This window comes from Nitrospira sp. (assembly GCA_016788885.1).
Taxonomy (GTDB): Bacteria; Nitrospirota; Nitrospiria; order Nitrospirales; family Nitrospiraceae; genus Nitrospira_A.
In genome coordinates this window covers 1-23,630 of sequence record JAEURX010000058.1, presented here as the reverse complement: position 1 = coordinate 23,630, position 23,630 = coordinate 1, and the positions used below count along the sequence as shown (strand labels likewise).

22 protein-coding genes and 1 tRNA gene are annotated in these 23,630 nt (G+C 60.2%); 16 read left to right on the top strand and 7 right to left on the bottom strand.

Annotated features, from left to right (window positions below; all coding sequences use genetic code 11):
- Positions 1-320 precede the first annotated feature (320 nt).
- From JNL86_16120 to JNL86_16070, 11 genes are all read left to right on the top strand, one after another.
- Positions 321-1,526: a hypothetical protein gene (locus tag JNL86_16120; GenBank protein ID MBL8044434.1), complete on the top strand. Its 1,206-nt coding sequence runs from the start codon at positions 321-323 to the stop codon at positions 1,524-1,526.
- Between the two features lie 116 nt (positions 1,527-1,642).
- Positions 1,643-1,718, top strand: a tRNA-Arg gene (locus tag JNL86_16115).
- Between the two features lie 426 nt (positions 1,719-2,144).
- Positions 2,145-2,471 (top strand): YtxH domain-containing protein, encoded by a 327-nt coding sequence (locus JNL86_16110; GenBank protein ID MBL8044433.1) that lies wholly within the window; start codon positions 2,145-2,147, stop codon positions 2,469-2,471.
- 71 nt (positions 2,472-2,542) lie between these two features.
- Complete coding sequence (locus JNL86_16105) at positions 2,543-2,719, top strand: hypothetical protein (protein MBL8044432.1); 177 nt, start codon at positions 2,543-2,545, stop codon at positions 2,717-2,719.
- Positions 2,720-3,133: 414 nt separating this feature from the next.
- Positions 3,134-3,544: a hemerythrin domain-containing protein gene (locus tag JNL86_16100; protein MBL8044431.1), complete on the top strand. Its 411-nt coding sequence runs from the start codon at positions 3,134-3,136 to the stop codon at positions 3,542-3,544.
- Between the two features lie 511 nt (positions 3,545-4,055).
- On the top strand, positions 4,056-4,286 hold the full coding sequence (locus JNL86_16095) for a hypothetical protein (GenBank protein MBL8044430.1): 231 nt from the start codon (positions 4,056-4,058) through the stop codon (positions 4,284-4,286).
- Positions 4,287-4,298: 12 nt separating this feature from the next.
- Positions 4,299-4,706, top strand: coding sequence for a phage holin family protein (locus JNL86_16090; protein ID MBL8044429.1), 408 nt, complete (start codon positions 4,299-4,301; stop codon positions 4,704-4,706).
- A gap of 86 nt (positions 4,707-4,792) precedes the next feature.
- Positions 4,793-5,353 carry a hypothetical protein gene (locus tag JNL86_16085; protein ID MBL8044428.1) on the top strand — a complete coding sequence of 187 codons (561 nt, stop codon included), beginning with the start codon at positions 4,793-4,795 and terminating at the stop codon, positions 5,351-5,353.
- Positions 5,354-5,434: 81 nt separating this feature from the next.
- Complete coding sequence (locus JNL86_16080; protein MBL8044427.1) at positions 5,435-6,394, top strand: YihY/virulence factor BrkB family protein; 960 nt, start codon at positions 5,435-5,437, stop codon at positions 6,392-6,394.
- Positions 6,391-7,593 carry an AI-2E family transporter gene (locus JNL86_16075; GenBank protein ID MBL8044426.1) on the top strand — a complete coding sequence of 401 codons (1,203 nt, stop codon included), beginning with the start codon at positions 6,391-6,393 and terminating at the stop codon, positions 7,591-7,593. Before JNL86_16080 ends, JNL86_16075 begins: the two co-directional genes overlap by 4 nt.
- Positions 7,590-9,338 carry a thiamine pyrophosphate-requiring protein gene (locus JNL86_16070; GenBank protein ID MBL8044425.1) on the top strand — a complete coding sequence of 583 codons (1,749 nt, stop codon included), beginning with the start codon at positions 7,590-7,592 and terminating at the stop codon, positions 9,336-9,338. Before JNL86_16075 ends, JNL86_16070 begins: the two co-directional genes overlap by 4 nt.
- A gap of 218 nt (positions 9,339-9,556) precedes the next feature.
- On the opposite strand, the gene JNL86_16065 is transcribed toward JNL86_16070, so the two are convergent.
- From JNL86_16065 to JNL86_16045, 5 genes are all read right to left on the bottom strand, one after another.
- Positions 9,557-9,838 carry a hypothetical protein gene (locus JNL86_16065; protein MBL8044424.1) on the bottom strand — a complete coding sequence of 94 codons (282 nt, stop codon included), beginning with the start codon at positions 9,836-9,838 and terminating at the stop codon, positions 9,557-9,559.
- Between the two features lie 132 nt (positions 9,839-9,970).
- On the bottom strand, positions 9,971-10,117 hold the full coding sequence (locus JNL86_16060; GenBank protein ID MBL8044423.1) for a hypothetical protein: 147 nt from the start codon (positions 10,115-10,117) through the stop codon (positions 9,971-9,973).
- Positions 10,118-10,316: 199 nt separating this feature from the next.
- A complete protein-coding gene (gene treZ / locus JNL86_16055; GenBank protein MBL8044422.1) occupies positions 10,317-12,215 on the bottom strand; it encodes a malto-oligosyltrehalose trehalohydrolase in 1,899 nt (632 codons plus the stop codon).
- 46 nt (positions 12,216-12,261) lie between these two features.
- Positions 12,262-12,426, bottom strand: coding sequence for a hypothetical protein (locus tag JNL86_16050; GenBank protein ID MBL8044421.1), 165 nt, complete (start codon positions 12,424-12,426; stop codon positions 12,262-12,264).
- A gap of 359 nt (positions 12,427-12,785) precedes the next feature.
- Complete coding sequence (locus JNL86_16045) at positions 12,786-12,932, bottom strand: hypothetical protein (protein MBL8044420.1); 147 nt, start codon at positions 12,930-12,932, stop codon at positions 12,786-12,788.
- A gap of 210 nt (positions 12,933-13,142) precedes the next feature.
- Here JNL86_16045 and JNL86_16040 point away from each other — a divergent pair, with 210 nt between their 5' ends.
- Complete coding sequence (locus tag JNL86_16040; GenBank protein MBL8044419.1) at positions 13,143-13,580, top strand: hypothetical protein; 438 nt, start codon at positions 13,143-13,145, stop codon at positions 13,578-13,580.
- 316 nt (positions 13,581-13,896) lie between these two features.
- Here JNL86_16040 and JNL86_16035 read toward each other — a convergent pair whose 3' ends face one another.
- Together JNL86_16035 and JNL86_16030 are read right to left on the bottom strand one after the other, a co-directional pair.
- On the bottom strand, positions 13,897-14,622 hold the full coding sequence (locus tag JNL86_16035; protein MBL8044418.1) for an endonuclease/exonuclease/phosphatase family protein: 726 nt from the start codon (positions 14,620-14,622) through the stop codon (positions 13,897-13,899).
- Between the two features lie 21 nt (positions 14,623-14,643).
- Positions 14,644-16,893 carry a VTT domain-containing protein gene (locus tag JNL86_16030; protein ID MBL8044417.1) on the bottom strand — a complete coding sequence of 750 codons (2,250 nt, stop codon included), beginning with the start codon at positions 16,891-16,893 and terminating at the stop codon, positions 14,644-14,646.
- 157 nt (positions 16,894-17,050) lie between these two features.
- Between JNL86_16030 and JNL86_16025 the strand changes: the two genes are divergently transcribed.
- From JNL86_16025 to JNL86_16010, 4 genes are all read left to right on the top strand, one after another.
- Positions 17,051-17,446 (top strand): four-helix bundle copper-binding protein, encoded by a 396-nt coding sequence (locus JNL86_16025; GenBank protein MBL8044416.1) that lies wholly within the window; start codon positions 17,051-17,053, stop codon positions 17,444-17,446.
- A gap of 35 nt (positions 17,447-17,481) precedes the next feature.
- Positions 17,482-17,958, top strand: coding sequence for a hypothetical protein (locus JNL86_16020; protein MBL8044415.1), 477 nt, complete (start codon positions 17,482-17,484; stop codon positions 17,956-17,958).
- A gap of 167 nt (positions 17,959-18,125) precedes the next feature.
- Positions 18,126-22,856 (top strand): response regulator, encoded by a 4,731-nt coding sequence (locus JNL86_16015; protein ID MBL8044414.1) that lies wholly within the window; start codon positions 18,126-18,128, stop codon positions 22,854-22,856.
- A complete protein-coding gene (locus JNL86_16010) occupies positions 22,853-23,089 on the top strand; it encodes a hypothetical protein (GenBank protein ID MBL8044413.1) in 237 nt (78 codons plus the stop codon). The genes JNL86_16015 and JNL86_16010 overlap by 4 nt, the downstream gene beginning before the upstream one ends.
- The last annotated feature ends 541 nt before the right edge of the window (positions 23,090-23,630 follow it).

Below are 23,630 nucleotides of genomic sequence, written 5' to 3'. Positions count from 1 at the left end.
TTGAATCGGATGAACATTCGCTTTTGTGCGCGCAGGTGCCGAGACCATACAGTCATCACGACCAACCGATCCTGTTTTACGAAGTATCCGGCTCTGTAATGTACGGGCACTCAGTGAAATTTTTACTTGCCTATTCGCTTGTGTTCCGTTAGGGTCGGCTCTGATAAATATCCTGACGGGATTCTCACCGAACTCCGCTGAGTCAGTCCCGACAATCAACTAAGAAGAACGCCGGATCATCGCTTTGTGGCACACCTGTTGCTCACAGACAAGCGACTGGCTTTTTCATTTCAGGACGATCACCTAAGGGAGAATCGATTATGACGTCACAGCGCACCACACCCAATCAGCATCCACCACGCATCGTGCGGCGACATGCGTCGGGTCATTTCGTGATCGTGATGCTGATCGTGATGTTGTGGTTCTGTGACCTGATCGCCGGAGGGTCTCAGGCCCTCGCGCAGAATATTCAATTCAGCCCGAGTGCAGTCTCCCTCACCGTTGCACAAGGAGGCACGGCAACCGGCACTCTCAGTTTGAAAAAATCGGACACGGCGCAGCACACCTATTTCATCAGCGCCAATCAGTCCTGGATCTGGCTGAATCCGCCGTACGGGAGTACGCAAACGATTTCCACGGAGACGGATACCCTGACCGTCACCGTCAATACCGCAACCATGGGGCTCTCCGCCGGAACCTATTCCGGCACGATCTATATCGGTCAATCCGGGCCAGGCGTCTCGACGACCTGGCGTATTCCGGTCACGGCCACAGTCACCGCGGCCGGTTCGACGCCACCCCCGCCCCCACCGCCGCCGCCCCCCGCAGCCACGCCACCCCCGCCGCCTTCGACCACGCCGCCCCCGCCGGCACCAACCGGATCACTGACGCCCTTGCTGCAAGCGTTTCCTGCGGGGCTATCGCTCACAGCGGCAAAAGGCAACACGGCCACCGGGGTGTTCAATCTGCAGAAGTCCAGCACGCAGCAGAGCAGCTATTACATCAGTACCAACCAATCGTGGGTTGGCCTGAACCCACCCTACGGCAGCACCCAGACCATCACCACGGAGCTTGACCCCATTACCGTCTCCGTCAACACCGCGAGCATGAATGTCGGCAGCTATTCCGGCGTCGTCTATATTGTGGAGAGCGGGCCCAACGGCTCTCAAACCTTGCGCATCCCGGTCTCCCTCTCCGTCTTGGCCGGCGGCACCACAACTCCGCCGCCACCACCGCCCCCTTCGCCGACCGGAAGCACCACGCCACCACCGCCCCCGCCATCCGGGACGGCGACCGGTACAGTCACGGTGACGTGGAATGCCAATACCGAAGCGGATCTTAGAGGGTATCGCGTCTACGTCGGCACCGCCTCAGGCGTCCGATCCCAGGCGTTCGACGTCGGCAATGTCACCTCAACACGACTGACATTGCCGCTCGGCTCGACCTATTGGTTCTCCGTCACCGCCTACGACAACAGCGGGAACGAGAGTTCGCCGTCCGGGGAAATCAGCAGAAGTCTGTTTTGACAAATAACTCTGCTCGACAGACTTGACCGCTCTTCCTTCAAGCCTGTATAACGGCGCTGTACTTGTGAGCCCGCTCAGAAGGCACACCCCTTCGAGCGGGCTCGTAAGTGTCATGGGCGCCCGTAGCTCAATGGATAGAGCATCTGACTACGGATCAGAAGGTTACAGGTTCAAGTCCTGTCGGGCGCACCACCGTATCATCCTCGCTCTTTTCTCCACAGTCGCCCGTTTACCAATCCGGTTTCTCGGACTATCATAGTCCGCCCCTCGCGTTGCCATAGTGCCGACATCGATCATGCGGTCTGATCAATGTCGATGGAGCCATGGGCTACACTGCATCGTCGTTCTATCCACCTCCGCAATTCGTCACCCACCATGTTGTCTCCCTTTACCTCGCACTTGTTCTTAGCGCTTCGCTCTCTAACCCACCATCACTATGTCATGCCTACATAGGGCTTCACGCAGCACGCGTTTCCCGTTTTAGTCACAGACTAGGGTCATGCCTAGTGGAAGATTCGCGTTCCCCTGTTATCCTGGACCCACGCGTCGTTGGGAGTCAGGAACTCGCTCACGCCGCAATTGATCTCAGCCACCGAGATAGTCAAAGGAGGGCATCTCATGCACCATGATGATTCATCCAACTGGTCGGCATTCATGGCAGGAGCGCTCATCGGCGCCGGGGTCGCACTGCTGCTTGCACCTCAATCCGGGCCAGAATTGCGTTCGACGCTTCGCGACTACGCATCAAAAGCCAAAGATGAACTGGATGAGGCAGCCGAACAAGGCCGAGCTGCGTGGGACCATGCAGTGGAACGTGGTCAGGAGTATGTGGCGAGCGGGAAACAGACATTGCGTCAGGCCGGCCGCACAGCACGTGACGTTGTCGACGACACAGTCGAAACCGCCAAACAGTCCGTGGAAGAGACCACCTCCAGACGGGGGTAAGGTTTTTGCCGACGCGTCAACATCTTCTACCTCAGACGAGGAGACAGGCATGATGAGACCGATGATCTGCCTTGCAACTGACGCAACTCTTCTGGCGCTTCGTCGGCTGCCAATCCACGACTGGCAAGACCGCCGGGCAGACTCTTGATGATACCTCCATCACCACCGCCGCCCAGTCCCAAGAGCGCAACCAAACCATCGCCACCACCTATCAGCAGTGCGGCCCCGTTCTTCACCGCCATGGCTGAAGCGGTGCATCCCGATACCTTCCACATTCCGTTTCCGCAAATCTGGGACAGCCTCGAAGGCCCGTTCTCGATACCCGTCGCGGCGCTGAATACGCGAGCGTGCCGGTACGGCAACCCGCGGGACATGCTCAGCAGTCAACAGACAGGCCCCTGTGGGATACGGTGATTGCCGGCACCGCCGGACAGATGCCGTTGTGACCTACCAGGTGACTTGTCCTGATTCGGCACCACGTGTGATACAGCACATCCGCTGACCTCCGACGATCAGGCCTCCGGGGTATTACCTCATCCCCGGGTACCCCGGCTTTACGGAATCATAGATCAGGGACCTTCCCAGTTTGCGTCACGCCAGCTCCCTGCTAGGTTCGTACACAGACGTCCGGCATTGAACCGAGTCGGCAGGGAGGCTGACCTATGGCAAACACACAGTTGAAACCAGGTACCAACGAGACCGGCATCCGCACGTTGCGCGATGACCATCGGAAGATTCTCGCGCTGTTTCAACTGTATCTCGCAATCAGCCAGGATTCTCGTCGAGCCACGGTGGATCAGATCCTCGAGTTGCTGGAAGAGCACTTTCGCAAAGAAGAGGCCCTCTTGACTGCTCGTGTCCCACCGCACGCCGACCGGAAGCATGAGCTGGTCGCACACGTCTTGCGGGAGCATGACGAGGTGAGAGCTATGATGGAGGAACTTCGCGGATCAGAAACTGACGACGACCAGGCGCTGGACGAATTCTTCGAAGACATGATGCAGACGGTCCACGTGCACTTTCTGACAGAGGAGCGAGACCTCTTCCCACACCTTCAACCACCACCCGGGTAAGAGTGGCTCCGCAATGGTTCTTCCTTTCACCACCCTGCTCAGAGTGAAGAGGAGTCGCATCGTATGCCGCACGATCCGGTACGGTGTGCCGTCGGCGGTCTCGGACATATCACACAGGTCGCGGTACTACCCGACTGTGCGCGTACACAGTCGGCCACACCTATGCCTATCGTGAATATAATACCTGCCTTCCTCAGCGGAGGCGACTGCCGCTTTCAAATAGTCGCAGCAGCGGCTCCTTCCCAGACGCGATTCCCTCACGCTCGCGAGCTGGTCACCCTTCGCTGTCCGAGCAAACGCACGAGACCGGATCTTCGTCTCACAACGCGCTATCCGCTGGTGCCGAAAGGCATAGAGGTCCACACGCGATCACTGACCGTGCAACGGAAAACCGGAGACTACTCACGACTAGGGCTTTGCCCAGTACAGCAATGGTGTAGCCGCCGGTAGGCTCTGAAGCTAGCACGGGCGGACTATAACCATTTTCACGAAGTGTGAGAAGGAGAGCAGGATGAACGCAGACTCCGACATGGGGCAAGCCGCGAAGCAATCGGGCGACTCGATCGAAGGCGTCGCAAGCAAGCCGGTCGACGCTGACGCCCATACCACACACGATATTCGACAGCAGGGACTCGGCGGAGTCGTGGAGGACGTGGAGATGCTCATCCGGCGATATCCGCTGCAGGCCCTCCTGCTTGGGCTCGGTTGCGGATATCTCCTCTCCCGCGCCAGACCGAATTAGGAAGGACACCACATGGAGAATCCCCACCCGACATCGGTCGCCGCATTGCTGCAGGGTCTCCTCGACGATGTGCGGGCACTGATCGGCCAGACAGTCCGCCTGGCCCGTGACGAAATCCAGCTCGAACGGCAGAAGGTGATTACCATGATCATGCGAGCCAGCATCGGCCTGGCCATGGCGCTTATGACTAGCCTGCTGCTGCTCCTGATGGTGGTGCACGTACTGCATGGTCCCCTGGGCCTCCCGCTGTGGGCGAGTTATGGGCTGGTGGGGCTCTGCTGTGCACTCATGGCAGGCCTGCTCGTCTCGAGCGCCGTCTCCCTCGGCCCCACGCTGCGTGTGTGGCCGAGACGCACCCTTCACTCGATAAAGGAAGACGTCCGATGGATCAAAGAGCAAGTGCTGTCGATCAAGATCTGAAAGACATTCTACACACGCGAATGGCTATCGCACACAAACTGAATGAGTTGGAGCAGTGTGTTCGTCATCACGCGGAGGAGACTACGATGCAGCTGACCCAGATCGTCAATCGAACCACATCCCGCGTCAACACATTCATAGAGCACGCCACGAACACCATCGATCCGGCTCGTCGAATCCAGGAACATCCGTGGCTAATCGTGGGAGGGGCGGTCTGCGCAGGCTACGCGCTCGGCGTCCTCGAACGTGGAACGCGACGTCAACGCAACGGCGTCTATCCCTATTACCCGGCGGGGGCCAATGCATCACCTGTCATGCCGGACTCCTCACAGAAAGGCAGGAGAACGAACCACACAGGCATCTATGATTATTATCCTGAGCCATCATCCGTCCATCAGCAGCAGGGTAAGCGGAAAGACCGAAGCCTCTGGCACACACTCTCTCAGGAATTCGGCCAGGAGACGGAGGAGACCAAGCAGATGCTCTTTCAGCTCGGACGAGGTATGATCGTCGAACTGACACGTCGAATAGTGCCCGACATTGCACGATCGCTCGGCGTGACGTTGCCAGCGGTCGCATCAGTCGAACATTCAGCCGAAGCGTCACGGTCACCTGATGCACACACGACACCATCGGCGCGGCAATAGAAGGGTGAGCGACCGTTGTCGTGACCGGCCGCCGTTGATAATTCTGGACCTCCTCCGCTGTGTGAAATGGGAGCGCATCGCGTGTCAGCCTCATTGACGAGTCCATCGCCCCGCTGGAATCCATGGAAGCGAGGTGGCCTAGACTGGACAACATTCGGAATACGCCTATGGAAGGAGAGCCAGCGCGATGAGATCCTCGGCCGTGCTGCACAATTGGCGTACTATTTTCTCTTAGCCCTCTTTCCGGCACTCCTTTTTCTCACGGCACTTATCGGCCTCTTTCCCTTGAAGGAAACCCTTCCTGAGTTGATGCAGTATCTACGGACGGTGCTCCCCGCCGATGCCCTGTCACTGTTGGAGCGCTATCTGGAGAACGTCGTCCAAGGCAGTAGTGGCGACATGCTCTCACTCGGTTTATTGGGCGCGCTCTGGGCATCGTCGAGCGGCGTGACGGCCATCATGGAAGCACTGAATGTCGTCTATGGCGCGACGGAGACACGACCCTACTGGAAGGTGCGCGTGCTCGCCTCACTACTGACCGTCGGCCTGGCAGGATTCATTATTCTATCGATCACGTTGATTCTCTATGGCGCGCACATCGGTGAATGGATCGCCGATCTGGTCGGCTTGGGTTGGCTGTTTCTCCTCAGCTGGAACATGCTGCAGTGGCCCGTGGCCGTCCTGCTGATGTTGTTCGCACTCGCCGTGATCTATTACGTCTGTCCGAACATTACACACGACTGGCGATGGGTCACACCCGGCTCCGTCTGCGCCGTCGCGCTGTGGCTCGTGCTCTCATTGGGCTTCAAAGCCTACGTCGAACATTTCGGCACCTACAATGCTGCCTATGGATCCATCGCCGGCGTCATCGTACTGATGCTGTGGCTCTACCTGACGGGTATCGTAATCCTGCTGGGCGGAGAAATTAATGCGCAGATCGAGCAAGCTGCAGCCGCGCTTCGTCGAGACGAACAGCTTGCCTCACCGATTGCGCCATCCAGCTTGCAGACGCCTCACAAGGAGCAGCGGACCTCGTCATGACACCGGACACGTCTCATCTCCTCACCAAACGGCTCCTACCGCAGCAGGCGGCCAGCCATGCCGTGCCGTCTCCGGCAGATCGACACCTCTGGCAGATCACCCCTGTCCGGGATTTGCTATGGGGCGGCGGGATTCTGGCGATTCTCTGGTTCGGCTATTACCTGCGCGGGGTCTTCACGCCGGTCCTGATTGCGCTGTTGATGGCCTATTTGTTCAATCCCGTGATTCGGCGAGCGGAAGCTCGGTGGCGTATCCCCAGACCCACGACGATCGCTCTCATCCTCTGTGGATCGGCGCTGCTGCTGCTGGGGCTCATGACCTGGCTGGGTCCATTACTGGCAGAGCAGGTGCAGTCATTCGCAGAGCGCGTACCGGGCTATCTTCAACGCCTCGCGCAACGATACCATTTGCAATTCGGAGACGTGTCGGATCATCTCTCCGCCATCGCGATCAGTTTGAGAGACGATCCGCTTTCGATGTTACGGCCTGTATTCTCCGGCACAGGCCAGGCATTCGGCGTGCTGGGAACCGTGATCGGCACCACCGCCGACGTCGTGATCGCCTGTATCCTGATTCCCATTTACTTCTTTTTCTTCGCCTGGCGGTTCGATGAGAGTCTCGAGCACATGAAACGCTATATTCCGGCCGAGTATCGCGACCGCGTCCGCCATATCGTCACACGTATGGACCATGCCGTGAGTGGGTTCTTTCGCGGTCGGCTCACGATTGCCTTCGGCTCGGTCGTGCTCTATTCCCTCGGCTGGGCCATGGCCGGCATCCGCTATTGGTTTCTGCTTGGATTGATCACCGGTATCCTGACGATCATTCCCTACGCATCCTTGATCGGCTGGCCCCTGGCCGTGCTGTTGAAATATCTCGACGTCCTGTCTGCAAATGGCGTAGGGCTCGACCCGATGACCATCCTGGTCTGGCCTTCTCTGGCCTACCTCCTGGTCCAATTCATCGAGAGCTGGCTGCTGACGCCGTGGGTGCAAAGCCAATCCATGGATATGAACGCCGTCACCGTGCTGATCGTGCTCTTCGTCGGCGGCGCATTGGGCGGGTTCTACGGTCTCTTGCTCGCCATTCCCCTCTCCGCCTGCGCCAAGATCCTTGGCGCAGAATTGCTTCTTCCACAACTGGCACGCCAAGCGACAGGCCCCACCCTGTCCGATTCCCAACGGAAGGAGACTCCATGACGACTGTGGCGGATCTCTTGATCGATCGCCTGCTCGCTTGGAAGGTGGACACGATCTTCAGTCTTCCCGGGGATGGCATCAACGGCATTTACGAGGCCCTGCGCACGCGGCGCGACCGCATCAAGCTGGTCCTGGTGCGACATGAAGAATCCGCAGCGCTCGCCGCCTGCGGCTACGCCAAATTCACCAGGCGATTGGGAGTCTGCCTCGCCACGTCTGGTCCGGGCGGCATCCATCTTTTGAACGGGTTATACGATGCCAAGTGCGACGGCCAGCCGGTCTTGGCGATCACGGGGCACACGTTTCACGATCTCATCGGCACACATTACCAACAGGATGTGAATCTGGACAAACTGTTCAGTGACGTGGCCGCGTACAGTGAGCGGGTCATGGGACCGGCCCATGTCGGCAACGTGGTGGATGAAGCCATCAAAGCGGCAATCTCCCGCCGCACGGTCGCACACCTCACTATCCCGAAGGACGTACAAGACTGGTCGGCCGACGGGCACGGCTCCAAGGCCAATGTGCCCGGCCATAGCGGCGGCCTCTATAGCGACCCGCTGCCGCTCCCATCACAAACGCTGCTGGAGAAAGCGGCCGCCGTGCTGAATGACGGCACAAAGATCGCTATTCTCGCCGGACGTGGCTGTCTGGGCGCCAGGGATGAGATCGTACAGCTGGCCGAAACGCTGGCTGCACCGATCGTCAAACCGCTGTTAGGCAAAGGCGTCGTGCCGGACGACCATCCCTTGACCACGGGAGGTATCGGTCTGCTCGGTACCGTCCCTTCCCAGGAAGCACTCGAAGCCTGCGACACCTTGCTGATTGCCGGCAGCAGTTTTCCGTATCTGGAGTTCTACCCCAAACCCGGGCAGGCCCGAGCCATCCAGATCGATTTGGATGCGAGCCGTATCGGTTTGCGGTATCCCGTCGAGGTCGGATTGGTGGGCCATTGCTGGGATGTCCTCCGTGCCCTGTCGCCCCTGATTCGACCGCATGCCGACCGACGTTTTCTCGAGCAGACCCAGGCCAGCATGGTTCAATGGAATACCCTGATCGAGGCCCGAGGCACCAGAACCGACGTACCCATGAAACCGCAAGTCGCGGTGAGAGCCTTGAATGAATTTCTGACGGACGACGCCATCATTTGTTGCGACACCGGAACGGTCACGACATGGGTGGCTCGCCACATCGCCATGAAAGGGAACATGGAGTTTTCCGCCTCCGGCACCCTCGCAACCATGGCGAATGGACTCCCCTACAGCCTCGGCGCAGCCATCGCCCATCCGGGACGACAGATCGTGTGTATCGCCGGCGACGGGGGGTTCTCCATGTTGATGAGTGAGCTGGCGACGCTGGTCAAGTATGCCCTGCCCGTGAAGATCATCGTCTTGAAGAACAATCTGCTCGGCATGATCAAATGGGAACAACTCGCCTTCGAAGGCAATCCACAGTTCGGCGTGGAACTGCAGCCCATCGATTTCGCCGCCTGCGCTCGGTCCTGCGGAGCCACCGGCTTCAGCGTGGATGATCCGGCTCAATTGCACGATGTCTATCGGCAGGCCTTTGCCCATCCCGGCCCCGTTGTGGTGGAGGCAGTCATCGATCCCATGGAGGCCCCGCTCCCCGGCAAGATCACGATGGAGCAGGCGTGGCAATTCGCCAAAGCGGTGGCACGGGGACAGGAAGACCGGTGGGACTTGATGAAAACCCTTATGGCCAACAAGATTCGTGAAGTGGTGTGACGGCAAGGCGAAGCGCAGCGCTACATGGGACACCTCTTCCAGCCGGACGCGCATTCACCGCAGTTGGAGAATGACACGCCTGCCATCGCGCGCAGGAAGGTGCCCTGGTTCACGTGGTGATGCCCTCCACCCCCACGACTCGGTCGGCACCTTCCTGCTGCTGCGCTCCACGCCGCTGCCGTATTCATCTTCGAACGCTCCCCCCCATCACTTGACGATCAGGCAGCATGAACCATTGCTTCTGACGCAGACATACGGTGGAGGCCATCCCCCAGCACCGAAGATGGAATCGGGAGGCGACGATTGCGCAAGATCACTTCATCGACGATATCCCCGCATTGAATGCACCGCTGCCCCCAGAACCAATAGCCGCCCAGGCTTTCGCCGATATCCATGCACCGTTCGTCCACCATCCAGCCGCCGCAGCGCGTGCACGGCATCGATTGGTGAGTCGGGCCCCCGTTGGTCGTGCTTACAACGATGGTCATCGTGGCCTGCATGACGTGCTCCCTTCAGATTACTCGGTTGAGACGTTCAACCGGTCATGCTCACTGATACCAGTCCAGCAATCCCTGAGACACTAGCGCTGCCCCCAGGTGGCCTCACAATGCACCCTAGGACGCGCGCAGGGCCTACGAAGTGACGCTTCCCTGTAGCAGGTCAGGAGGCGACCCGGGTGTCTTCTGCCACGCTCGCAACACCTCGGTCGCACTCCACGCCTGTGCGACACAGGCCCGCGGATGATAGGGAGGTTCGGCATCACACATTTCGCTGACCAAAACCGATCATTGAATGAGTGCTTCGCCTCCTCCGCAAGTGCCGCCCATTGGTTGGTGCGCAGAGTCGGTGGTTACGCATCATCTACGCGAGTCCGTTCGTCACGAACCATTCTCGCATAAGGAGGATTTCCTCCTATGCACAGTCACCTGCGGGAACAATAGTCACAACCTGGCTGGGGTACCTCACAGCCGCGGCGCGCTATCCTTCCGGTTCGGTCTGGTACAGTACGGCTGATTCGGCCGGGAGACGCCAGCCCTCTGGGCTCAAAGGACTGATGACGCCGGGGCCTCCGTACCGAGGTTCATCGCTGGACCAGAACAACGACCACCTTCGCCCCACCGGAGGCGCGAGCAGAGGCTCAGGCGCAGGCCGATAGTCATAATCAGGTCCGAGGTTCAGGAGCAGCAGCCGGTCATCTCCGTCGCTCCCCGCATAGCGGACAACAAACGCATGCGGTCCGAGTACCGCCCCATCGAGTTGGTCTCTGGCCTGCCGGGCAATCACCGGATCTTCGCGCCGTAGCCTGAGAAGCTCGCGATGCAGCACATAGACGTGCCGGTGGCGATCCCGCTCCGACAAGTCCAGCTTCGAATCCTCGAAGACACGCGGGTCGCAAGGATCCGGAATGCTCGCCTGAGCCTCGAAGGACGATGCGCTGAGAAATCGCGCTAAGAGCGCCTTCCTGCCTCGATGAATCGCCTGCGCCAACTCACCCGGCGGAAAATCGGCAAAAAAGAGAAACGGCGAGGAGGCACCGAACTCTTGCCCCATAAACAGGAGCGGAGTCTGCGGGGAAAGAAGCAAGAAGGCCGTGAGGACGCGGACGAGTCCCGGGCTTGTCTTGTCATGCAATCGACCACCGCGCAATTGATTGGCGACCTGGTCATGATTCTGGAGAAAAAACACAAACCCGCTGGCCGGCTCCCGTCCCACCACGCTCCCTCGGGATTTCCCCTGCCACTGATCCCGCTGCCCTTGAAAGAGAAACGAGCGTTTCACACAGGAAAGAAGTTCCTGTGGTGTACCCAGGTAGTCGGAATAGTACCCTTCACGGCGACCGGTCGCCGCCACGCGGGTCGTATGGTGAAAGTCCTCGCTCCAGACCGCGTCCAATCCCCACCCGCCCTGCTCGATCGGCTGGATGGAATGGATCCATTGGGCCTCGCATTCTGCCACCAAGATAATTGCTCTCTCGCCGGCGGCCGCCCTTGCCGCAAGAGACAATTCCGCCAACACATGCCGCGGGCTGGCATCATGCACGGCGTGCACAGCGTCCAAGCGCAATCCGTCGAGATGGAATTCATCTACCCAATAGCAGGCATTCTGGATGACAAAGTCGCGGACACCGTGCGAACCAGCCCCATCGAAGTTCATGGCCTGGCCCCACTCATTCGAATATCGATCGGTGAAGTAGCAGGACGTGAATGCCGGCAGGTAATTCCCGTCCGGCCCCAGATGGTTATAGACCACGTCCAGAATGACGCCGAGCCCCAGCCGATGCGCCGTATCCACGAACCGTTTGAACGCTTCCGGGTCGCCATAGACGTGGGACGGCGCATACAGCCCCACCCCGTCATAGCCCCAATTCCATCGACCGGGACATTCAGCCACCGGCATCACCTCAATGACGGTGATCCCGAGGTCTTTCAACGCCGCGACTTGCGCGGCGGCGGCGTCGAAGGTGCCTTCCGGGGTGAACGTGCCCACGTGAAGTTCATAGATCACCTGACCATGCATGGTTACACCGACCCACTCTTCGTCCTGCCAGCGATAGGCGGCAGGATCGACGATCAGCGACGGCCCGTGGGGACCACTGGGCTGATAACGGGAACAGGGATCAGGATAGACGTCTCCTCCATCCAGCCGATACCGGTAGGTCATTCCTGCCCTTGCGCCGAACACGTCCGCAGACCAATACCCGTTGTGGTCCTGTGTCATCGGATGGGACGTAGGCCCCGCACCGAACAGGACTTCCACCTGAGTCCGTTCCGGGGCCCAACAACAGAAGCGCACGCCGTCGGGCACCACGGTGGCCCCCAGCGATATCCCACGCCAACGCGGTGGCCTCGAGACACTCCTAGAAATGGCTTCCGGCATCACATCCTTGTGATTATTGCCTTCCAGAGCAACCCTCCTTCACTATTCAGAGACTGCTCCGCCGCGCCTGCCGCTGATAGGCGGGGGAGACCCGGTTCGGCAGAAGATAGCTTCTCCCACCAGACGCAGGTGTCAGAGGCTCCGGCTTGACGAATGTCTCAATCTTGACCAACCCGAAGCTGACGGTCCCTTCCCAGAGAGATCGAGACATCTTCTCCCAGGCACGCGAGTTCGAGGCAATGATGCACCAGGACGTCATCACTGCCCACTCGGACTATCCCCAGTTTGAGTTTTGCTCTCATGCCCCCACACCGAATCAGGTCGGCGACGTCTCCATCGCCTCCCCCACAGGCCGACAGCCTTGACGCATCCAGGGAGGTACCGCATAGAGAAATGGCGGTTGTTGCTCCATGGTAACCTCAAGAACACGCAAGTCTTTTCCCGTCCCGATTGAACAGGCCGGCTCTGCCGCGGAAGAAGACACGTCGCGTGGAGACCCGGCGTCTGTTCCTCCCAACCCACTCTCGAGAGACCTCGCGAGCGGAGACGACCAGGCCGATCATCTTGTGACTACTCGCTGTGCCGATCCACCTGCCACGCAAGGATCCAATCTGCAGGCGTATAGGTCAGGTTCAGGGCACAGCCGCTCAAGAGACAGGCCGCCAGGAGCACCCCGGCAGCATTGCAACGAGTTCGCCCCCGTTCCAACAGCCTCATGTTCACCTCACGACCTCGCGCACCGCTCTAGCCTGAGCAGGCATATCAAGCGTCAACCACGCCGTTTGATTCAGCAATACCGAGGTCCTCACACGACAACCACTGGGGGTCTCCCGAGTATGTGGGACGTTGCGAGTGTGAGAAGGTGAACCCCTCACATCGTGCTCACGAGGAAATCGGGCACCATCATTTTTGCTGGGAGGACTCACAATGAAAACCATCGCACATGTAGCGGCAGCCCTGGCTTTGCTCTCTCTGAGCGCCTGCTCTCATTCCCCTACGGCGACACATACGACCGCAGAAACCGAAGTCGGCACGAAGACCGGGATGGTCAGGAATATCGTCATCAACGAGACCATTCACCCCGAGGCGCTCACCGTTCGAGCAGGCGACGAAATCCGGTGGATCAATCAGCGGCAGGATACCGTGACGATCACCATCGATCAGGCCCAGGCTCACGCCGTGTCCTGTCGGAATGGATTTTCCAAGTCCATGGGCATGGGATTCGACAACAGCACCACACTGGCCAGCAACGAAACGGCTGGTCTCTGCTTTACGCGAATCGGCACATTCAAATATTCAGTACAGGCGTCATCCGATGCCACACGCAACTTGGCTAATAGCCACGGCTCAGTGACCGTGCAGTAAGTCTCGACAGGGCTACAGCTCCCGCCGTGGGCGGAGTGGGCGGCGGGAGGGATCTCCGATGTTCATGTGGGAACACCCATCCAACGACGGCTGACGGGAGGGCGTACGATGAGCACCGAACGATTCATCGCCATCTGTTGTGTCTGCAACAACGTCCGGGATGATTCCTCAACCGCACACGTGGATCACGAGTGGGGGCCGCTGCCGGCCTATCTTGAGAGGCACCGGCTTCACAGCGGCGAGTATCGCCTAACTCACGCCTACTGTCCGAGCTGTTCACACACGTTTTCGCGGCGCGAGAACAGCCCCGTGGCGCTTACACCATCGGTGACCGAGTCATTGGAGCCGACCCCTGCAGCAAATAAATATCGGCTTTGATGGGCAGGTGATCGGACGCCACACGGCTGAGCGGCGTGTCATGCACCGCCACGCGGTGGAGTGCCCGAGCGGGAGTCATCCAGATCCGATCCAGTGGGAGCAAGGGACATCGTGCGGGGAAAGTGGCTGGAGCGGATGTCGCGCCGAACACGCGACTCAACCCCTGCAACGCTTTTCCTCGCACCTGCCATTCATTCAAATCCCCCATGAGAATGGTCACGTCATGTCGGTTCGCCACGAACAATTTCAATAATCGCTCCGTTTGCACGGGGCGTTCGCGCGGCCACAAGCCCAGATGCGTGGTGACCACCTGCATCGAATGACCGGGCACGCGCAGATCCACATCCAGCGCGCCACGAGCTTCGTGGAGCCCCACGGAGAGATCCCATCGGCGCACGGCCATCACCGGGAATCGAGTCAGTAAGGCATTCCCATACTCGCAGGGGCCGCGTGACCGAACCGGACCCGGGATCGCCATCATGCATGTCCGTGCAGCCAGCCACGGAAGTAGCTGGAGATCACCGGGCTCAAGGAGATCGATCTCCTGCAATGCGACGATGTCCGCATTCATCTCACACAATATGCGGAGAATCCGGCCTGGCTCGTACACTCCATCGTTCCCGATCGCCCGATGGATGTTATAGGACGCCACTCGCAGCTGCATCGTTGGACGGTTCTCCGCATCTCATGAAGCAGGGTTCGTCATGCCGTCGCTCCCCGCCGGTGCGATCGGCCGCAGAACCGGCACATGGCGCAGCACAGATCGAATCACGATCCACGTCAACCCGACGAATAACCCCAGGCCGACGAAGGAAAACAGAGTCGGGCCTCGTAGCGTCTCTTCCAAGCCATTCAGAATGGCCGAAAGGAAGAGAATGCCCGGAGTCATTCCTAACGCGGTGCCCAACAAAAACTGGCGGAAAGAGATCTGCGTCGATCCCGCAACCAGGTTCACGATCGAGAATGGAGCGATCGGAATCATCCGCACCAGGAACACCGCCCAGGTCCCCCGCTGCGCCAATCGCCGACTCAGGTACGCAACGCGGCGACCGGCAAATCGTTGAACGTGATAGCGTCCCACGGCTCGTCCCACGCCAAAGAGCGTGGCCGCGCTCAACAGCGACCCGAGCAGGGCTGAGCTCATTCCCAACCATGGTCCACAGGCCAGCAGCGTGAGGACGATCAACAGCGTGATGGGCAATGCGACCAACCCTCCCAGCACATATCCGCCCAGCACCGCGATGAGCCCCGCGGGACTGCGGCTCATCGCCTGGAGTTGCGTCATCACTCCGCTCGTATGGATCCAGTCATCCAATGGCATCCATCGCCAGAGAAGGGCCAGCAGCCCGACCGTTCCCACCAACACATATCCAGCGAATAGTCTGCGGCCCAACCGATGTCGTTCCGGCACGGGCGCGATCGTGCCGAGCACTTCTTCCATTCCCATGGGACGCTCCGGATCGACGAGTCGTTGCTCCGGAATCAACGCCGGGATGTCCTGACCGATGAAACAGCCGCTCTCCAGACTGCGCACCCCTCCGCGTAAGGCATTGATGGCTTGTATCAAGGAGCCACACCGCTGCACCTCCTCCGCAAGCCGGCTCGGCTCGACGCCGAGATGTTCGCCGATCAGTCGATTCCGCAAGCCGGCAATGACGGTATGACGCTGCGGCTGATTCCCTGCCTCGATGGCGAGGTTGCACTCGGTGTCGAATCCCATCGACCGATTGGAACAGTTGGCCGACCCCAGGCAGAGAAACTCGTCATCCACGATCACAAGTTTGCTGTGGATCGCCACCCACGCGGTACCCTGACTCCCCGGAACAGTCGGGGCATAGACGGACAACCGACCATAGTGGTCGGCAAGCTCGAGGTCATGCAGCACCTTGGCTCGCAAACTGTCCATCGTCTGCTGCTCCAACCATCCATCACAATTGTGGCGCAAGACGAGGACCACTTCCGGTCCCTCGTGTTCCGACAGTCGAGCGGCCAGGGCGCGTCCGAGCGTGTGGGAGGTGAAATACTGCGATTCGATATAAATCGAGTGCCGCGCGCGTTTGATGGCCTCCAGGTAGGCCTGCTCAATCTCGCGGACCTCCGCCTGCCCGGCAAAGCCTGGCTGGGTTCGCATCAGCCCCACGGAGCATTGTTGCAGATCTGGCTCAACCGTCCTGGGCCAGAGATCCTCAACGGAACGGCGAGCCGGAATTGGCAGACGGCGCCGCGTCACAACCTGCCAGCGGCGACGGAACAGATCTCCGAGGGCGGAGGCAGCCTGGCCTGCGACCATCATCTGCACGTCATGAAATGGAGGATACGCCTGGCCGTCGGCATCGACACGGCGCGGATCCTGGGCTGCGTGGGCGCTGGTATCCCATCGCGATTTCGTGAGATCCAACCCGCCGACGAATGCCATCGTATCATCGACGACGACGATCTTTTGATGGTGGGACGCGCCGAGCGGATGCTGGCCGTCCACCCGATACGATAACCGGCGATGGTCATTCCATCCGGCTTGCGCCGTCGGCATCCATTCACGCTCAAGGGCATAAATCATCGCGAAGTCCCAGTTAAGCACATAAATTTTCAAGCGCCGCTTGCGCCGCAAGAGCGCGGCCAGGAATTCGCCGAGTTTGGCGGGTAACTGCGGCGTCTCCTCAAATCCACGCACGAGGTCCACCTGCGTGTCGAGGTCCCAGCCTGCGATATAGAGAGTCTCATTGGCCTGTACGGCCACCTCCCGGAACGCCCGGAAGTACGCGTCTCCGTCAATAAGAAACGCGGCCTGCTCAGCCGGCTCAATTCGCCAGCAGGTCTGTCCGCACTGGAGAATCGGCGAGGACGATTCGTCACCTTCGGGTTCGAAGCCTCCCGTTGGCCCGATCACAGAACCAGATGCGATGACCGGATCTCTCTGCGATGTCTGAGCGTCCATGATGTCCGCTACAGTACACGGATCTCGAGTGCCTCCTGAGCTAGTGAGACCCCTAGTCGGGACGAGAACGAACGAGCGGTTTTCCTAGTAGGCCTTCCACGCACCGGAGCGTATCGTCACAGAAAGAGCAGGATCGATTCACGCAAGGGAGGCGAGCATGGCATCCGTGACTCATTCCTTGGAGCAACACACCATCGAATGCATCCAAACGTGCATGGACTGCGCACACTTCTGCAATGCCTGTGCGGACGAGATGGTCGGGATGCCTCATGACGAGGCGAATGACTCGATCATCCGCTGCATCAGACTGTGTCGCGACTGTGCAGACATCTGTCTGTTGGCGGCGCAATGGATGGGGCGGAATTCGGCGTTTTCCATCCGTCTGTGCGCGCTCTGTGCCGAAGTCTGTGAGCTCTGTGCCGGACTCTGCGAGCAGCAGACCCCTCAGCATGCACCGTGTGGAGAATGCGCGAAAGAATGTCGTCAATGCGCGGCGCTCTGTCACCAAATGGTTGCGGAAACCATCCCCGCGGCGTCTACCGGCAATGCCTGAGCAGCCTCGCAGTGACCATTGAAGGGAGGCCTATCATGCGACGCCATGACCTCGCAATACTCGTCTTGGGCACCGCATTGCTCGGAGGATGGACCGCCGGCGCGTCGGAGGTGCCGGTACCCGTTCCGCAACCGGGCCCAGGTCCGACCGTCCCGCCGAAACCATCGGACCCGGTTCCCCTTCCTCCCACGAGACCGCCGTCCATCCCGCGCGACGGGGGGCTCCAATCGTTCGTTCTTCATCTGACCGCCGATCGGGATGGACGTGCATCGGAGACAGTATCCGGCTTGCTGGTGACCATGAATCTCGAGCAGCGGACGGGTCGGCTCACCACCGACCTGGGCACAACGGTGTCGTTTACCATTCCAAATCCTGACCTCTTTCGAAATCTGTCGATCGGGGAACGTCTCACACTCAGACTGGACTCGGCCCAACGCGCAATCGGTGTGCTGGAGGAAGCCGGTCCGGAACTGCCCGCCCCAGGCCCTCGGAATCACCTCCCCTCACATTGAGATGCCCAAGTGCCCCTGCGTTGTCTTGACTAGGGATTTCACTAGTGGGGCGAAGACCACCCACGGTGCTACAACTTTCAACGATTCCTGCACATGCGCGGCAGCTGTCCATTCCCCTTTTGCCGACCGACACCGGCAGTCATCAATCCGTTGTCCCGAGCCCTACGATGAATGCACCCCACCAGTCCAGTTGGCTGACCGGAAGCGAAATGGGAGAACGTATCCGGGCCTTCGATTGGTCCACAACTTCACTCGGTGCGATCGAACAATGGCCTGCCGCACTCGTCTCAACCTTGAGCGTCTGTCTCACCGCCCAAACTCCGATGGCCATCTATTGGGGTGCCGACTCCTGGCTCCTCTATAACGACGCCTGGCGCCCGATCGTCGGCGGAAAACATCCCTGGGCGTTCGGCAAGCCGGCCAGAGACGTCTGGCCGGAATTGTGGCCGACGATTCAAGACTATTTTCGCAGTGTCCTCACCACAGGAGAAGCCAACTGGAGAAGCGACGAACTGTTACCCATGCAACGGTTCGGCTATACGGAGGAATGTTACTTCGACTACAGCCTGAATCCCATCCGGGGTCAGAACGGACAGGTCGAAGGGATTTTGAATATCGTCCAGGAGACCACCTACCGCGTCTTGAACGATCGACGCACCCGCCTGTTACGCGAACTCGCCTCCCTGTCAGGCTCTGCCCAACATGAAGAGGACGCGTGTGCGTTCGCCATGGAATCACTGGCCACTGACCCCGCCGATCTTCCCTTCGCCTTGCTGTATCGCCTGGATCGGCACAGTCAGCGGGCCACACTCGCCGGAGCCGTCGGGCTGGGACACGACCATCCCGCCGCGCAAGACACCGCGGAGCTCCATGACGCTGAAACGGCGCGGGACTGGCCGTTCGGATCCGCGTGTCGACACAGTACCCCCCTCGTCGTGGACGACCTGGTCGACCGGTTCGGCCTGCTCCCCGGAGGAGCCTGGCCTGAACCCACCAGACAGGCCCTCATCCTGCCGGTCACCCAATCTCACGACGAGGACGGAGGAGTCTTTCTCATCGTAGGTGTCAGCCCGCGTCGGCAGCTAGACGGGGACTACCGGCACTTTTTCGGGATGGTCGCGTCTCAGATCGCCATTGCCCTCACGAACGCTCGAGCCTATCGATCAGAAGCTCGACGGGCAGAGGCCTTGGCGGAGTTAGACCGGGCGAAGACGGAGTTCTTCAACAACGTCAGCCACGAGTTTCGCACTCCACTGACGCTCATGCTGGGCCCCCTGGAGGAGGAGCGTCGTGAACGGCCTCACAATACCAACCTGGATGTGGCCCACCGGAATAGTGTGCGCCTGCTGAAGCTGGTCAATATCCTACTGGACTTCTCACGCATCGAGGCCGGGCGCACGGAAGCCCGGTATCAGCCGACCGATCTGGCCGCCTATAGCGCAGACCTGGCCAGCGGGTTTCGCTCCGCTCTCGAACGGGCCGGCCTGACCTTCCACATCGACTGCCCCCCCCTGCCGGAACCGGTCTATGTCGATCGAACGCTGTGGGAAAAGGTGGTCCTCAACCTGCTCAGCAACGCATTTAAACATACGTTTCACGGTCACATTGCACTGTCGATTCGGCACGACCAGGATGGCGTGATGCTGGTGGTTCGTGATACGGGCGTCGGTATTCCCCCTGAGGCCCTCCCGCGGCTGTTTCAACGATTCTATCGAGTGCAGAACCGTCAAAGCCGAACACATGAAGGCAGTGGAATCGGGCTCGCGCTCGTGCAGGAGGTCGTGCAGTTGCATGGAGGGACGGTACGCGTGGAGAGCCGCCTCGACGAAGGCAGCAGCTTCTTCATCACGCTTCCTTGGGGCACAAAGCATCTGCCTCCGGAACAGGTCACCCAAGATGCCTCCGCATTCCCCCATGCGCCGGACGCCTCACCGTATCTCGAAGAAGCGTTGCAGTGGTTGCCCGACCACGAGTCGGAGGTCTTGCAGCCCGAGATTCCTGTCCCGCCCCAATCGACACACGCGCGGGCGCACATTCTCGTTGCCGACGACAATGCCGACATGCGTCGCTACATGATGCGCCTCCTGCGTGAACACTATGACGTCGTGACCGTCGGCGACGGACTCGCCGCCTTGTCCGAGATTCAACGCCGTCGCCCGGATGTTCTACTGAGCGACATTATGATGCCGCAGCTTGACGGCATCGGCTTGGCCAAGACGCTGCGGGCCGATCCTGCCCTGCACACCATTCCCATCATTCTGCTTTCCGCCCGCGCCGGCGAGGAGCCTTGCATCAAGGGCCTCGAGCAGGGTGCGGATGATTATCTGGTCAAACCGTTCAGCGGCCGTGAATTGTTGGCGCGCGTGGCCGCCCATGTGAATCTGAGCCGTATTCGCCGGGAAGCCGAAGGACAAATCGCCGCCAGCGAAGCGCGGCTGCGGGCGATCGTCAACCAAGCCACGGCGACAGTGTCCCAGACCGACCTGAGCGGCCGATTCCAATTCGTCAACCAACGATTGTGCGAACTCTTGGGGTATCAGGAACACGACTTGCTCGGCATGCGCATGCAGGAGGTGACGGATCCCGAAGACCTTCCACGGGATCTCGAACAGCTCCAACAACTCGTGGAAGGCGGCCCGGATTTCGTCATCGAGAAACGCTACCGGCGGAAGGACGGTACCACCCTCTGGATGAGTGTCAGTGTCGGTGGCGTGAGAGAACGCGGGGAACTGCGCTCCCTGTTGGCCGTCGGGTTCGACATCAGCGATCGCAAACGGCAGGAGGCGCTGTTACGAATCGTCAATCGCCGCCAACAATGGCTCTACGAATTGGCCGACGCAGTGAATCGCGCCGAACCGACGGCGCGCCTTTACGAACTGGCCTTGCAGGCCATGACGGAAGCCATCTCGGTCAACCGAGCCGCGATCCTGCTCCTCGACTGTGAGGGAGTGATGCGCTTCACAGCCTCGCAGGGCTTGTCCGAGGCCCATCAGCAGGCGGTTGAGGGCCATTCCCCCTGGCCAACGGATCAGAAGGACCCGCCCCCACTCGTCATTGAAAATGTTGCCCGCTGCAACCTGAGCCCGGAATTGCAGGCTACGGTCCGAGGGGAAGGCATAGAGGCCTTGGTATTCATCCCCCTCACCGATGGCGGCCGATTGCTCGGCATGTTCATGTTGTGCTTCGACCGGCCCAGACGATTGAGCGACGAGGAGACCGAATGGTCGCAGGCCCTGGCCACGACATTGGCCTTGGCCATCGCGCGAGCCCAGGCGGATGAGGTCCTGCGCACCAGCGAGGAACGCCTGCGATTGGCCATGTCCGCCGGCCGGATGGGCGCCTGGGATCTGAACCTTCACACCGGCGACACGACGTGGGACGCACGGCAATGCGAACTCTTCGGACGGACGATGGACCGTCCGCTGCGTCGTGCGGAGGAATTCTACAACGCGCTCCATCCCGACGATGTGGAGCAGGTGCAAGAAGCCGCGAGACGCGCCTATAGGACCGGCCTCTTCGCGTCGGAATTTCGCGTCGTCCACCCAGACGGCACCATCCATTGGCTCTGCGGACAGGGCGAGACCGTGAGAAATGAACAGGGGCATCCCGTCCGCATGATCGGCATCAATTATGACATCACGGAACGGAAACGGGCAGAAGACGCGTTGCAGCGCGTGACCGCAGAACTGGAACATCGCGTGGCCGCACGCACGCTCGAACTGACACAGTCGCGTGAGCACTTACGCGCCCTGGCGACCGAATTGAATCTGGCCGGTCAACGCGAGCGGCAACATGTCGCCACGGAGTTGCACGATTATCTGGCCCAGTTGTTGGCCTTGAGCCGGATTCGTCTGGCGCAAGCTATGCGGCACCCGATGACTCCCGCGCTGAACCGGACCTTGCATGATTTGCAGGAGGTCACGGATCAGGCCTTGACCTATACCAGAACATTAGTCGCCCAACTCAGCCCACCGATTCTCAAGGAATTCGGCCTGCCGATGGCATTGCGATGGTTGGCGGAACAGATGCTTCACCGGGACCTGCACGTGTCCCTGGACTTTTCACCGGCCCACCTTTCCCTCCCGGAAGACCAGGCCGTGCTGCTCTTCCAATCAATCCGCGAGCTGCTGATGAATGTGGTGAAACATGCCGGCACGAAGCACGCAGGGATCACCATTACGGTGGATGAGGGACAGCTGGAGATCACTGTGACGGACGGTGGTGTCGGCTTTCTGCATACGGAGTCATCCACCCTTCCCACACATGGCACTGCCCCCGGATTCGGTCTCTTCAGCATCCGGGAGCGGATGCACGCGTTGGGGGGACGGTTGGACCTCTGCTCCCGACCCGGTCACGGCACCACTGCCACGCTGGTCATGCCGCTCCTCGCCACGCGTGAATCGTCCGCGTCGCTGCCGAACACGATCGAACCTGCAGGACGCGCTGCCCTCCGCTCACAGAAAGGACATCCGGCCTCACCGCCTCCACTCAATGGCCATCCTCACGTCCAGAGTCCTGCTGTTCGAGTCCTTATTGCCGACGACCATGCCATGGTACGGCAGGGGCTCTGCGGACTCCTGGCCGGGTACCAAGACATCGCGGTCGCAGGGGAAGCGGCCAATGGGCAGGAAGCCGTAGCCCTCGCCACCCAACTTCGGCCAGACGTCGTCCTTATGGATGTGAACATGCCAGGGATGGACGGCCTCGAAGCGACGAGGCTGATCAAAGAGGTCCTCCCCAACACGATCGTGATCGCCCTGTCCGTGCAAAACGCCGCCCATGTCAGCATGGCCATGCGTGAAGCCGGCGCCATTGCGTTTCTCAACAAGGAAGCCGCCGTTGAAGACCTCTACCATACCATCCTCACCGCCCGGACTGCCCAGCTGGGTACTCGATGACGCGCGTTCAACCCCGGCCGAATCCGCCGATCACCGGCGCGCGTGGAATCCAGAGGCAGCGTCACGGGCTCACGATGACCGTGCAGGAAGACAGCGACGAGCCGACGCTTCCCGAAGACCAAACAGTGCTGCTGTTTCAGTCCGTGCGGGAACTGCTGTTCAATGTGGTGGACCATGCTGCGGCCGCAGAAACACGGATCGCCTTCGCCTTCACGGACGAGGACCGGCGTTAGATCCTCATGGAAGACAACGATTGCGGGTTCGCGCCAAGTCCGCCGCGACAACGAGGCACGGCGCCTTCCCAAGTCGGACGCTTCGGTATCCGGGAACGAACAGCGGCGATGGGCGGACGGCTGGACAGCACCTCTTTACCGGGAACCGGCACCATGGCCGTCCTCACAACCCGCTCGTTCCACGTGCGGCGCACCCATGGCATAGATCGTACACGGCCCGCACTCGCCCCTGAACATAAACTGTCCCGACAGATGCGTGGCCAGTACGGACATCGGGTATGCCCGCAAGAGACCACGAACGCCATGTTGCGGCAGACACCGTCCTTACGCTAGCGTTATGCCTAGTTGGCGAATACCCGTCGAGCCGATTATCATACAGCTGGATTGCCTGCGCGACGTGGATGAACAGGTCGCCACGCGCCCATCACCATGCAACCACACGACGATTCCGTAGCACCGATACCCGACCCTCTCGCCGTCGATCTCATGTCGGCGCGCCTTGCCGCCATCGTCGAATCCTCTGACGATGCCATCATCTCCA